Source organism: Pseudacidovorax intermedius (assembly GCF_001476815.1).
Classification (GTDB): Bacteria; Pseudomonadota; Gammaproteobacteria; order Burkholderiales; family Burkholderiaceae_C; genus Xenophilus; species Xenophilus intermedius_A.
In genome coordinates this window covers 1-12310 of sequence record NZ_LDSL01000180.1, presented here as the reverse complement: position 1 = coordinate 12310, position 12310 = coordinate 1, and the positions used below count along the sequence as shown (strand labels likewise).

The 12310-nt window shown below is 70.4% G+C and carries 10 protein-coding genes and 1 pseudogene; all 11 read left to right on the top strand.

The window, feature by feature from the left end; translation table 11 throughout:
- Positions 1-92: 92 nt before the first annotated feature.
- Complete coding sequence (locus NS331_RS22980) at positions 93-233, top strand: entericidin A/B family lipoprotein (RefSeq protein WP_058644251.1); 141 nt, start codon at positions 93-95, stop codon at positions 231-233.
- 156 nt (positions 234-389) lie between these two features.
- A complete protein-coding gene (locus NS331_RS22975; RefSeq protein ID WP_058644250.1) occupies positions 390-1367 on the top strand; it encodes a LysR family transcriptional regulator in 978 nt (325 codons plus the stop codon).
- 43 nt (positions 1368-1410) lie between these two features.
- A complete protein-coding gene (leuC, locus tag NS331_RS22970) occupies positions 1411-2832 on the top strand; it encodes a 3-isopropylmalate dehydratase large subunit (RefSeq protein ID WP_058644249.1) in 1422 nt (473 codons plus the stop codon).
- Between the two features lie 18 nt (positions 2833-2850).
- Positions 2851-3501 carry a 3-isopropylmalate dehydratase small subunit gene (gene leuD / locus NS331_RS22965; RefSeq protein ID WP_058644248.1) on the top strand — a complete coding sequence of 217 codons (651 nt, stop codon included), beginning with the start codon at positions 2851-2853 and terminating at the stop codon, positions 3499-3501.
- 28 nt (positions 3502-3529) lie between these two features.
- Positions 3530-4600 (top strand): 3-isopropylmalate dehydrogenase, encoded by a 1071-nt coding sequence (gene leuB / locus NS331_RS22960; RefSeq protein ID WP_058644247.1) that lies wholly within the window; start codon positions 3530-3532, stop codon positions 4598-4600.
- A gap of 314 nt (positions 4601-4914) precedes the next feature.
- Positions 4915-6045, top strand: coding sequence for an aspartate-semialdehyde dehydrogenase (asd, locus tag NS331_RS22955; RefSeq protein WP_058644246.1), 1131 nt, complete (start codon positions 4915-4917; stop codon positions 6043-6045).
- Positions 6046-6187: 142 nt separating this feature from the next.
- A complete protein-coding gene (locus NS331_RS22950) occupies positions 6188-9001 on the top strand; it encodes a motility hub landmark protein FimV (protein ID WP_082702712.1) in 2814 nt (937 codons plus the stop codon).
- A 3-nt stretch (positions 9002-9004) separates the two neighbouring features.
- A complete protein-coding gene (truA, locus tag NS331_RS22945; RefSeq protein ID WP_058644244.1) occupies positions 9005-9817 on the top strand; it encodes a tRNA pseudouridine(38-40) synthase TruA in 813 nt (270 codons plus the stop codon).
- Positions 9818-9834: 17 nt separating this feature from the next.
- A complete protein-coding gene (locus tag NS331_RS22940) occupies positions 9835-10518 on the top strand; it encodes a phosphoribosylanthranilate isomerase (protein WP_058644270.1) in 684 nt (227 codons plus the stop codon).
- Between the two features lie 125 nt (positions 10519-10643).
- Positions 10644-11900, top strand: a complete 1257-nt coding sequence (trpB, locus tag NS331_RS22935; RefSeq protein ID WP_058644269.1) for a tryptophan synthase subunit beta — start codon at positions 10644-10646, stop codon at positions 11898-11900.
- Positions 11897-12292 (top strand): annotated as a pseudogene (gene trpA, locus NS331_RS22930) (tryptophan synthase subunit alpha); the annotation flags it as partial. The gene trpB and the pseudogene trpA, both read left to right, overlap by 4 nt.
- Between the last annotated feature and the right edge of the window lie 18 nt (positions 12293-12310).

The window sequence follows — 12310 nt, the reverse complement described above, 5'->3', positions numbered from 1 at the left end:
CTGACATCCGGCTGACCGGCGCCGCTTCAGATTCCACTCCGGAGCAAGACCTCCACATCCACACATCGCCACCGAAGAGGAAGGACCATCCCATGAAGAGACTCGCTGCACTGCTCGCCATCACCTTCGCCGTCTCCGTGCCGCTCGCAGGCTGCAACACCTTCAAAGGTGCGGGCCAGGACGTGCAGAAGGCCGGGGAGAAGATGGAAGACGCGGCCAAGAAGCGCCAGTGATCAACGGCGGCATGGCCGCCTGCATGACCACCAACGGCCCCTCGCGGGCCGTTTCTTTTGGCCGCGCATTCGCCGCTTGCCACCCATGCCATCGCCATCCGCGATGACTGACCATCTAAAACCAGAGGAAAATCGCGCCTCCCTTCGTGGATCGTGATGACCTCGCCCCTCTCCCTCCAACTGGACCGCAGCTTCGCCCGGCGCATCGACCTGACGTCGCTGCAGCTGTTCGTCGCCGTGTGCGAGCTGGGCAGCATCGGGCGCGCGGCGGAGCGCGAATTCATCGCCGCCTCGGCCATCAGCAAACGGCTGTCCGACCTCGAATCCACGCTCGGGATCGGCCTGCTCTACCGCCATGCCCGCGGCGTCGACCTGACGCCCGCCGGCGAAAGCCTGCTGCACCATGCCCGCGCCATGCTCTACAGCCTGGAGAAGATGCAGGGCGAGCTGTCCGAGTACGCCGAGGGCGTGCGCGGCCACGTGCGGGTGCATGCCAACATCTCCGCCATCGTGCAGTACCTGCCGGAAGACCTGGGCGCCTTCGCCCGCCTGCACGAGGGCATCAAGATCGACCTGGAGGAGCACCTCAGCCACGAGGTGGTGCGCGCGGTGCAGGCCGGTGCCGCCGACCTGGGCATCTGCCACGTGCCCGAGGGCGACGCCGGCGAGCTGCAGACGCTACCCTACCGCCGCGACCAGCTGGCGCTGGTGCTGCCGCAGCCGCATCCGCTGGCCGGCCGGGCCTCGCTCGCCTTCGCCGAGACGCTGGACGAGGACCACGTCGGCCTGCACACCCACAGCTCCATCTACCGCGCCATGCACGGTGCGGCCACCGCCGAAGGCCGCAGCGTGCGCCTGCGCATCCACGTCACCGGCCTGGACGCCATGTGCCGCATGATCGACAACGGCCTCGGCGTGGGCGTGATGCCGCGCCGCGCCTTCGAACTCATGCGCGCCGGCATCGGCAGCCGGCTGGCGGCGGTGGACCTCAGCGACGACTGGGCGCGCCGCGAGATCCGCCTGGTGGCGCGCGATTTCTCCACCCTGCCCGTGGCCGCCCGCACGCTGGTGCAGCACCTGCGGCCACCCGAGCCGGCCGAAGCCGCGCCGCCAGCCGCCACGGCCGCAGCCTGACACCGAACACCCCACCCACGATTTCCCACGAAAGACGAGACCCATGGCCCGCACGCTCTACGACAAGATCTGGGACGAGCACGTCGTCCACACCGAGGAAGACGGCACCGCCGTCCTCTACATCGACCGCCACCTGGTGCACGAAGTGACCAGCCCGCAGGCCTTCGAAGGCCTGCGCCAGGCCAATCGCAAGCTGTGGCGCATCAGCTCGGTGGTGGCCACTGCCGACCACAACACGCCCACCACCGGCTGGGAGCGCGGCTACGACGGCATCGCCGATCCGATCAGCAAGGAACAGGTCACGACGCTGAACACCAACATCGAGGAATTCGGCGCCGCCGCCTTCTTCCCCTTCCTGTCCAAGCGCCAGGGCATCGTGCACGTGATCGGCCCCGAGAACGGCGCCACGCTGCCGGGCATGACGGTGGTGTGCGGCGACAGCCACACCTCCACCCACGGCGCCTTCGGCGCGCTGGCGCATGGCATCGGCACCAGCGAGGTCGAGCACGTGATGGCCACGCAGACCCTGCTGGCCAAGAAGGCCAAGAACATGCTGGTCAAGGTCGAGGGCAAGCTGCCCCTGGGGTGCACCGCCAAGGACATCGTGCTGGCCATCATCGGCAGGATCGGCACGGCCGGCGGCACCGGCTACACCATCGAATTCGCCGGCTCCGCCATCCGCGACCTGTCGATGGAAGGCCGCATGACGGTGTGCAACATGGCCATCGAAGCCGGCGCGCGCGCCGGCCTGGTGGCGGTGGACCAGAAAACCATCGACTACGTGAAGAACCGCCCGCTCGCGCCCACCGGCGTGGAATGGGACCAGGCCGTCGCCTACTGGAAGACGCTGCACTCCGACCCGGACGCCACCTTCGACACCGTGGTCGAGCTGAATGCCGCCGACATCAAGCCGCAGGTCACCTGGGGCACCTCGCCCGAGATGGTGCTGCCCATCGACGGCCGCGTGCCCGATCCGGACAAGGAAAAGGACGCCAACAAGCGCGGCGCGATCGAGCGCGCCCTGGCCTACATGGGCCTGGAGCCCAACAAGGCCATGAACGACATCTTCGTGGACAAGGTGTTCATCGGCAGCTGCACCAACAGCCGCATCGAAGACATGCGCGAGGCCGCCACGGTGGTGAAGAAGCTGGGCCAGAAGGTGGCCAAGAACATCAAGGTGGCGATGGTCGTGCCCGGCTCCGGCCTGGTGAAGGAACAGGCCGAGCGCGAGGGCCTGCACGAGGTCTTCAAGGCCGCCGGCTTCGAATGGCGCGAGCCCGGCTGCTCGATGTGCCTGGCCATGAACGCCGACCGGCTGGAGCCGGGCGAGCGCTGCGCCTCCACCAGCAACCGCAACTTCGAAGGCCGCCAGGGCGCGGGCGGACGCACCCACCTGGTGAGCCCCGCCATGGCTGCCGCCGCCGCCATCCGCGGCCACTTCGTCGACATCCGCACCATCGCCTAAAGCCAGGGAGCAGACACCATGCAGAAATTCACCGTGCACAAGGGCCTCGTCGCCCCGATGGACCGCGAGAACGTCGACACCGACGCCATCATCCCCAAGCAGTTCCTCAAGTCGATCAAGCGCACCGGCTTCGGCCCCAACCTGTTCGACGAATGGCGCTACCTGGACCATGGCGAGCCCGGCATGGACCCGGCCAGCCGCAAGCCCAACCCGGACTTCGTGCTGAACCAGCCGCGCTACCAGGGCGCCTCGGTGCTGCTCGCGCGCAAGAACTTCGGCTGCGGCTCCAGCCGCGAGCACGCGCCCTGGGCGCTCGACCAGTACGGCTTCCGCGCCATCCTCGCGCCCAGCTTCGCCGACATCTTCTTCAACAACAGCTTCAAGAACGGCCTGCTGCCCATCGTGCTGCCGGAGGCCACCGTGGCCAGGCTCTTCGACGAGGTCTTCGCCTTCCCGGGCTACGAGCTGACCGTCGACCTGGAGCGCCAGGTGGTGGTCAAGCCCGATGGCGAGGAACTGCCCTTCGAGGTGCAGCCCTTCCGCCGCTACTGCCTGATGAACGGCCTGGACGACATCGGCCTGACGCTGCGCCACAAGGACAAGATCAAGGCCTTCGAAGCCGAGCGGCTGGCGGCCAAGCCCTGGCTCGCGCACCAGATGATCGCCTGACCCTTTCACCCTCACAGAAACACCACTTATGAAGATCGCAGTTCTGCCCGGCGACGGCATCGGCACCGAAATCGTCGCGGAGGCCGTGCGCGTGCTGGACGCGCTGGACCTGAAGTTCGAGATGGAAACCGCCCTGGTCGGCGGCGCCGCCTACGAGGCCCACGGCCATCCGCTGCCCGAGGCCACGCTCAAGCTGGCCAAGGAGGCCGACGCGGTGCTCTTCGGCGCCGTCGGCGACTGGAAGTACGACAAGCTGGACCGCCCGCTGCGCCCCGAGCAGGCCATCCTGGGCCTGCGCAAGAACCTGGGCCTGTTCGCCAACTTCCGCCCGGCCATCTGCTACGAGCAGCTGACGCATGCCTCCAGCCTCAAGCCCGAGCTGGTGGCGGGCCTGGACATCCTCATCATCCGCGAGCTCACCGGCGACATCTACTTCGGCCAGCCGCGCGGCAAGCGTGTGGCCACCGACGGCCACTTTCCCGGCGCCGACGAGGCCTTCGACACCATGCGCTATTCGCGCCCCGAGATCGAGCGCATCGCCCGCGTGGCCTTCGAGGCCGCCCGCAAGCGCAACAAGCGCGTGACCAGCGTGGACAAGGCCAACGTGCTGGAGACCTTCCAGTTCTGGAAGGACGTGGTCACCGAGGTGCACAAGGACTATCCGGACGTCGCGCTGGAGCACATGTACGTCGACAACGCCGCCATGCAGCTGGTCAAGAAGCCCAAGGCCTTCGACGTGATCGTGACCGGCAACATGTTCGGCGACATCCTCTCGGACGAAGCCTCGATGCTCACCGGCTCCATCGGCATGCTGCCCTCGGCCAGCCTCAACGACAGCAACCAGGGCCTGTACGAGCCCAGCCACGGCAGCGCGCCCGACATCGCCGGCAAGGGCGTGGCCAATCCGCTGGCCACCATCCTGAGCGCCGCGATGATGCTGCGCTTCTCCTTGAACCAGGAAGAAGCCGCCCAGCGCATCGAGACCGCCGTCAAGGCCGTGCTGGCGCAAGGGCTGCGCACGCCGGACATCTGGAGCGAGGGCACGACCAAGGTCGGCACGCGCGAGATGGGCGACGCGGTCCTGAAGGCGCTGGCCTGAGTGCCCTGCCCCGTGGGGCGCGCGCGACATCCGTTTGAAAACGGCCCTTCGGGGCCGTTTTGCATGTAGGACAGCACCGCCACGCGCTACAATCGCGCCCCATGTTTGCCGCCCGCCCGTTCGTCCTGAACACCGTGCCCGCCGCCCAGGCCGGCACTGCCGTGCGCGCATCCATCACCAAAACCACGACGACCATTAAGGGCTGACCCAGCCTGGTTCGTCGCGCGTGCCTTCCCCCTGGCCCCGGACGAGCCAGGCGGGGCCAGCCCCTTTCGCCGCGGTCTTCTTTGTTTGACTCTGAAAGGGCTTTTGACATGAGCAAGTTGGTAGGTTTGGTCGGCTGGCGCGGCATGGTCGGCTCGGTCCTGATGGACCGCATGGTGGCCGAGAAGGATTTCGACCTGATCGAGCCGCTGTTCTTCTCCACCTCCAACGCCGGCGGCAAGGCGCCCGCCATGGCGAAGAACGAGACCACGCTTCAGGACGCCTTCGACATCGAGCAGCTCAAGCGCTGCGAGATCGTCATCACCGCCCAGGGCGGCGACTACACCACCGAGGTCTTCCCCAAGCTGCGCGCCGCCGGCTGGAAGGGCCACTGGATCGACGCCGCCTCCACCCTGCGCATGAAGGACGACGCGGTCATCGTGCTCGACCCCGTGAACATGCCCGTGATCAAGAACGCGCTCGCCGACGGCGGCCGCAACTGGATCGGCGGCAACTGCACCGTCAGCTGCATGCTGATGGGTGTGGGCGCGCTCTACAAGGCGGGCCTGGTCGAGTGGATGAGCACCCAGACCTACCAGGCCGCATCGGGCGGCGGCGCCCAGCACATGCGCGAACTGCTCACGCAGTACGGCACGCTCTACAGCGAAGTGAAGGCCCTGCTCGACGACCCGAAGAGCGCCATCCTCGAGATCGACCGCCAGGTCATCGCCAGGCAGCGCAGCCTGTCGGGCGACGAAACCGCCAACTTCGGCGTGCCCCTGGGCGGCTCGCTGATCCCCTGGATCGACAAGGACCTGGGCAACGGCATGTCCAAGGAAGAATGGAAGGGCATGGCCGAGACCAACAAGATCCTCGGCCAGGGCGAGGGCTTCGGCAGCCCCGCCGTGCCGGTCGACGGCTTCTGCGTGCGCGTGGGCGCGATGCGCTGCCACAGCCAGGCGCTGACCTTCAAGCTGAAGAAGGACGTGCCGCTGGCCGACATCGAGGCCATGATCGCGGCCGACAACGACTGGGTGAAGGTGGTGCCCAATACGCGCGAGGCCACGCTGAAGGATCTGACGCCGGTCGCCGTGACCGGCACCATGACCATCCCGGTCGGCCGGCTGCGAAAGATGGCCATGGGACCGGAGTACCTCGGTGCCTTTACCATCGGCGACCAGTTGCTGTGGGGCGCGGCCGAACCGCTGCGCCGCATGCTGCGCATCCTGCTGGAGGCCTGAGCCCGCCGTCGTGCGTGGCGAACGGCGACGCACGACGCCGGCACCGAACACGGCGCCCCGGCCCCGACGACGGGGCGCCTTGTGATTGAGCAGCGCGAGTGTTAACGTCTACTTACATTTATCGGGCACGGCCCGCGACAGCATGACAAGACTCTCGCCGCCGGCGCAGGCCGTTCGGTGCGAAGGCGCCGCAGCGGCGGCCCCGCGCCGGTTTCGAATTTCCTCCCTTGCGCTGGCGGTTGCGGCCGCCTGCGGGCTGTGGGGCACGCAGGCCGATGCCCTGACGCTCGGCCGGCTCAACGTGCTGTCGTCCCTGGGCGAGCCGCTGCGCGCCGAAGTGGAAGTGACCGAGGTCACCCCGGCCGAGGCCGCCAACCTGCAGGTGCGGCTGGCGCCGCCGCAGGCCTTCCAGCGGGCGGGCATGGGCTTCTCGGACGCGCTCAACGGCGTGCGCAGCACGGTCCAGCGGCGGGGCAACGGCTACGTGGTCAGCCTCACCGGCATCCGGCCGATGAACGATCCCTTCGTCGACATCCTGCTGGAAGCCAATTCCCCCAGCGGACGGCTGATGCGCGACTACACCGCGCTGATCGATCCGCCGCCCGTGGCACCGAGTGCGTCCGCCCCGCCCGGCACTGCCGCTGGCACCACGAGCGAGCGCCAGGTCGCACCGCTGCCGCCGCAGGTGTCGGCGCCCGCCTCCGCCGGCAACCGTCGCCGGCCCGTGCCGGCCGAAGCGCCGGCGGCCGTCGCCGTGCCGCCGGCACCCGCCCCTGCTGCGGCGCCCCCGGTCTCGGCGCCCCCGGTGCCGGCCGCTGGCGCCGTCGCGGTGCGCCGCGGCGACACGGCCGGCGGCATCGCCGCGGCCAGCAAGCCGGCCGACGTCTCGCTCGACCAGATGCTGGTGGCCATGCTCCGGGCCAATCCCTCGGCCTTCGCGGGCAACAACGTCAACCGCCTGCGGGCAGGGGCCGTGCTGCAGATGCCCTCGGCCGAGGACGCCCGCGCCACGCCGCCCGAGGAAGCCCGCCGCACCATCGTGGCCCAGAGCCGCGACTTCAACAGCTACCGCCAGCGCCTGGCGGGCAATGCACCGACGATGAACGTCGGCGGTGCCGACCGCCAGTCCTCCGGCGGCCTGCAGGCCAACGTGCAGGACCGGGCCGCGGCCGCCGCCTCGCCGGACCGCCTGACCATCTCGCGCGGCAACGCCCCGGGCCAGCCCGAGGAACGCCTGGCCCGCGAGCGCCAGGCGCAGGAATCGAACACCCGCGTGGCCGAGCTGTCTCGCAACATCGAGGAACTGAACCGGCTCCAGGGCACGACCGGCAGTTCGTCCGCCGCGCCGGTGCCGGCGCCCGCCAGCCCCGCGAACCCGGCAGCGGCCGCGCCGGTCCCGGCCGGGACCGCCAGTTCGGCCGCGCCCGCACCTGGCGCGGCTGGCACGGCGACGGTCCCGGCGCCTGCGGGTGCCGCAGCGCCGGCGCCCCTGGCCGGCGCTTCGTCGCCGGCGGGTGCCGGCACGGCCACCACGCCCGCCGCGCCCGCGTCGGCCGCCGCCTCGGGCGCGGCAGCCCCCCGGCCGGCGCCTGCGCCCGCCACGCCGCCGGCCGCCGCGGCGGCGGCAGATGACGACGGCTTCCTCGCCTCCCTGCTCGCCCAGCCGTTGCTGCTGGGTGGCGGTGCCGTGGTGCTGCTGCTCCTTCTGCTGGCGCTGGCCGCCGCACGGCGGCGCCGGAAGAAGCAGAACGACGCGGCGGACAGCATGTTCCCCGAAAGCCTTCAGAAGGAGGGCTACATCGGCGGCAGCGGCGGCGCCACCGTCGACACCCGGGACGACCACGGCGGCGCGTCCTCGCTGCACTATTCGCCCAGCCAGCTCGATGCCGGCGACGTGGATCCGGTGGCCGAGGCCGATGTCTACCTGGCCTACGGCCGTGACCTGCAGGCCGAGGAAATCCTCAAGGAAGCCCTGCGCGCGGCACCGGAGCGCACTGCCGTCCAGGTCAAGCTGCTCGAGATCTATGCGCGCCGGCGCGACGCCCGTGCCTTCGAACTGCTGGCGCTCGAACTGCGCAGCCTGACCGACGGCAAGGGCGCCGACTGGAGCCGTGCACAGGAACTGGGCCGCGGGCTCGATCCGGACAACCCGCTCTACGACAACGGCCTGTCGGCCGGCGATGCGCCGCTGCGGCCGCCGGCCGGCTCGGGCGCCGCGTCGGCGGCGGCCGCGGGTCTGGCGGGCGGCGCGGCGCTCGACGCCGCCCTGGCGACGGAGGAATCCAAGTCACAGGGCTTCCTGCCCTCGGTCGCGCCGCTGGACTTCGACCTGGACCTGGACCTGCCGCCAGCCGATGCGCCCACCACGCAGCCACCGGCACCGGCGCCTTCGCCGGCAGCGGCCCCGCCCGGCTTCAACCCGCTGGCGGCGGCGCACAAGGACATCGGCATCGAGCCCTCCGGCTTCGGTGCGGCCACCCAGCCGCCGGCGCCGCCCACGCTGCCGCCGAGCCTGCGCACTGCGAGCGACGAGCCGACCATTCCCGCGCCGCTGCGCCACGAGCCGATGCGCGACCTGAGCAACGACTTCGACACCGCGCCGGCCGAGCTGGAGCCGCACGGCGGCCCGCACCTGCCGCCGGACGACCTGCGCACCGAGCCGGCGACGCTACGTGCGCCGCTGTCGATGGGCGGCGCCGACATCTTCAGCCGCGACTTCCACGCATCCATGACCGGCCCTGCCGACACGCAGCCGATGGACCTGCAGCTCAACATCCCGACCGGCATCGACGCCGGCCCGGGCGAGAGCGCCGACAGCGTGAAGCTGTCGCTGGCGCGCGAGCTGCACGCCCTGGGCGACCCCGACGGCGCCCGCACGCTGCTGGAGGAAATCGTCGCCGACAGCAGCGGCGCGGTGCAGGAAGAGGCACGCCGGCTGCTCGACGAACTGCGCTGACGCATGCGGCTGGCCCTCGGCGTCCGCTACGACGGCCGCGCCTATGACGGCTGGCAGAGCCAGCCCTCCGGCCGAACGGTGCAGGACCAGCTCGAGCTCGCCCTCGCCCGCTTCACCGAGCGGCGCATCGGCACGCTGTGCGCCGGCCGCACCGACGCCGGCGTGCACGGCTGGATGCAGGTGGTGCACTTCGACACCGACATCGACCGCGTGCCCTTCTCCTGGGTGCGCGGGCCGAACCGCTTCCTGCCCGGGGACATTGCCGTGCAGTGGGCGCAGCCGGTGCCCGACAGCTTCCATTGCCGCGCGGCGGCGCTGGGGCGGCGCTACCGCTACGTGCTTTCCCAATCGCCGGTGCGGCCGAGCCTGGACGCGGGCAAGGTGGGCTGGTCGATGCATGCGCTGGACGGCGAGGCCATGCGCGCTGCCGCGGCGCACCTGCTGGGCGAGCACGACTTCAGTTCCTTCCGCGCCTCGGCCTGCCAGGCGAAATCGCCGGTCAAGACCGTGCGGCGCATCGCCATCGCGCGGATCGGCACGGCCGAGCGCTGCCGCTGGCATTTCGACTTCGAGGCCGACGCCTTCCTGCACCACATGATCCGCAACATCATGGGCTGCCTGGTGCGCGTGGGCCAGGGCCATGCGGCGCCCGACTGGCTGCGCGAGGTGCGCGACGCCCGCAGCCGGCAGGCGGCGGCGCCCACCTTCGCGGCCGACGGGCTGTATTTCCTCGGGCCCATGTACGACGCCGCCTGGGGCCTGCCCCCCGAAGTCACCCTCGGCGCCGAACTCGCCGACTGCGAAAACCTGCCCTGAAAAACACGATGCCCGTCATGACCGACGCCCCCCGCACCCGCATCAAGATCTGCGGCCTGACGCGCGAGCAGGACGTGGATGCGGCCGTGGACGCGGGCGCCGACGCGGTGGGCTTCGTGCTCTACGCGAAGAGCCCGCGCGCCGTGACGGTGGAACGTGCCGCCGAGCTGGCGCGGCGGCTGCCGCCCTTCGTGGTGCCGGTGCTGCTCTTCGTCAACGAGGCGCCGGCGCAGGTCATGGCCGCGCTGGCGGCGGTGCCGGGCGCGATGGCCCAGTTCCACGGCGACGAAACGCCCGCGCAGTGCCGCGCGGCCAGCGGCGACGGCCGCCACCGCTGGCTGCGCGCCGCGCGCATCCCCCTGGGCGCGGCAGGGGCCGGCTTCGACCTCTTAAACTACGCGGCTTCTTTTTCCCAGGCCAGCGCCATCCTGCTCGACGCGCACGTCGACGGCTATGGCGGTGCCGGCAAGGTCTTCGATTGGTCACTGCTTCCAACCGCCGTCGACGCTCACCTCGTCTTGAGTGGTGGACTCGCGCCTGCAAACGTGGGCGATGGCATTGCGCTGCTGCGCCCGCGCTGCCGGTCGCTGTCGGTTGATGTGAGCTCGGGCGTCGAGGCGGCCAAGGGCATCAAGGACGGCGACAAGATCCGCGAGTTCGTCGCCGCCGTGCGCGCGGCCGACGCCCTCCCAGCCCGCTGAGCCGCACGGCGCTCGCGCCCGCCGGCTGCACCGCCAGGACCTGCGCGTCCTGCCCGGCGCGATCCCGAACCTATCGTTCTGCCGGTGCCTCCCGCACCGGCGCCATCTTCACGATCGCCATGAACATGCCCACCTATGCCCTGCCCGACGCCGCCGGCCACTTCGGCCCCTACGGCGGCAGCTTCGTCAGCGAGACGCTGACCCATGCCATCGCCGAGCTGCGCGAGGCCTACGACCGCTACCGCGAGGACCCGGACTTCCTCGCCGAATTCGCCTACGAGCTCAAGCACTTCGTCGGCCGGCCCTCGCCGATCTACCACGCCGCCCGCACCAGCCGCGAACTGGGCGGCGCGCAGATCTACCTCAAGCGCGAGGACCTCAACCACACCGGCGCCCACAAGATCAACAACGTGATCGGCCAAGCCATGCTCGCGCGCCGCATGGGCAAGCCGCGCATCATTGCCGAAACGGGTGCCGGCCAGCACGGCGTGGCCACGGCCACCATCTGCGCCCGCTACGGCCTGGAATGCGTGGTCTACATGGGGAGCGAGGACGTCAAGCGCCAGAGCCCCAACGTCTACCGCATGAACCTGCTGGGCGCCACCGTGGTGCCGGTCGAATCGGGCAGCCGCACGCTCAAGGACGCGCTCAACGAGGCCATGCGCGACTGGGTGACGAACGTGGAGAACACCTTCTACATCATCGGCACGGTGGCCGGCCCGCATCCCTATCCGGCCATGGTGCGCGACTTCCAGAGCGTGATCGGCAAGGAATGCCTGGAGCAGATGCCCTCGATGCTCCCGGGCGAAGGCAGCCAGCCCGACGTGGTGGTGGCCTGCGTGGGCGGCGGCAGCAACGCCATGGGCATCTTCCATCCCTACATCCCGTACGAGCAGGTGAAGCTGGTGGGCGTGGAAGCCGCCGGCGAGGGCCTGGACAGCGGCAAGCATTCCGCCTCGATCCAGCGCGGCAGCCCGGGTGTGCTGCACGGCAACCGCACCTACATCCTGCAGAACGAGGACGGCCAGATCACCGAGACGCACAGTATCAGCGCCGGCCTGGACTATCCCGGCGTCGGCCCCGAGCATGCCTACCTGGCCGACATCCGCCGCGCCGAGTACGTGGGCGTGACCGACGGCGAGGCGCTGGCCGCCTTCCACCACCTGTGCCGGGCCGAGGGCATCATCCCGGCGCTCGAATCCAGCCATGCGGTGGCCTATGCCATGAAGCTCGCCAGGACGATGCGGCCCGACCAGTCCATCCTGGTCAACCTGTCCGGCCGCGGCGACAAGGACATCGGCACCGTGGCCGACCTGTCGGGCGTGGACTTCTACGACCGGCCCTCCATGCGCGGCCTGTCGGTCAAGGGAGGCAAGCAATGAGCGGCCCCAGCACGACGCCGGACAGCCGGCGCATCGCCACCACCTTCGCGCGCCTCGCGGGCGAAGGCCGCAAGGCGCTGATCCCCTACGTGACGGCCGGCTTCCCGCAGGCCGACATCACGCCCGCACTGATGCACACGATGGTCGCCGCCGGCGCCGACGTGATCGAGCTGGGCGTGCCCTTCTCCGACCCCATGGCCGACGGCCCCGTGATCCAGAAGGCCGGCGAGGCCGCGCTGGCCATGGGCATCGGCATGGCACAGGTGCTGGCCATGGTGGCCGAGTTCCGCCGCCAGGATGGCGCCACGCCCGTGGTGCTGATGGGCTATGCCAACCCGGTGGAGCGCTACGACCTGAAGCACGGCGCGGGCGCCTTCGTGCGCGACGCGGCGTGCTTCAGGTCGTAGCGC

Bases quoted from the DNA above. Each gene is read 5' to 3' on its own strand.
- NS331_RS22980 (WP_058644251.1), top strand. From the start codon at position 93: ATGAAGAGACTCGCTGCACTGCTCGCCATCACCTTCGCCGTCTCCGTG.
- NS331_RS22975 (WP_058644250.1), top strand. From the start codon at position 390: ATGACCTCGCCCCTCTCCCTCCAACTGGACCGCAGCTTCGCCCGGCGC.
- leuC (WP_058644249.1), top strand. From the start codon at position 1,411: ATGGCCCGCACGCTCTACGACAAGATCTGGGACGAGCACGTCGTCCAC.
- leuD (WP_058644248.1), top strand. From the start codon at position 2,851: ATGCAGAAATTCACCGTGCACAAGGGCCTCGTCGCCCCGATGGACCGC.
- leuB (WP_058644247.1), top strand. From the start codon at position 3,530: ATGAAGATCGCAGTTCTGCCCGGCGACGGCATCGGCACCGAAATCGTC.
- asd (WP_058644246.1), top strand. From the start codon at position 4,915: ATGAGCAAGTTGGTAGGTTTGGTCGGCTGGCGCGGCATGGTCGGCTCG.
- NS331_RS22950 (WP_082702712.1), top strand. From the start codon at position 6,188: ATGACAAGACTCTCGCCGCCGGCGCAGGCCGTTCGGTGCGAAGGCGCC.
- truA (WP_058644244.1), top strand. From the start codon at position 9,005: ATGCGGCTGGCCCTCGGCGTCCGCTACGACGGCCGCGCCTATGACGGC.
- NS331_RS22940 (WP_058644270.1), top strand. From the start codon at position 9,835: ATGACCGACGCCCCCCGCACCCGCATCAAGATCTGCGGCCTGACGCGC.
- trpB (WP_058644269.1), top strand. From the start codon at position 10,644: ATGCCCACCTATGCCCTGCCCGACGCCGCCGGCCACTTCGGCCCCTAC.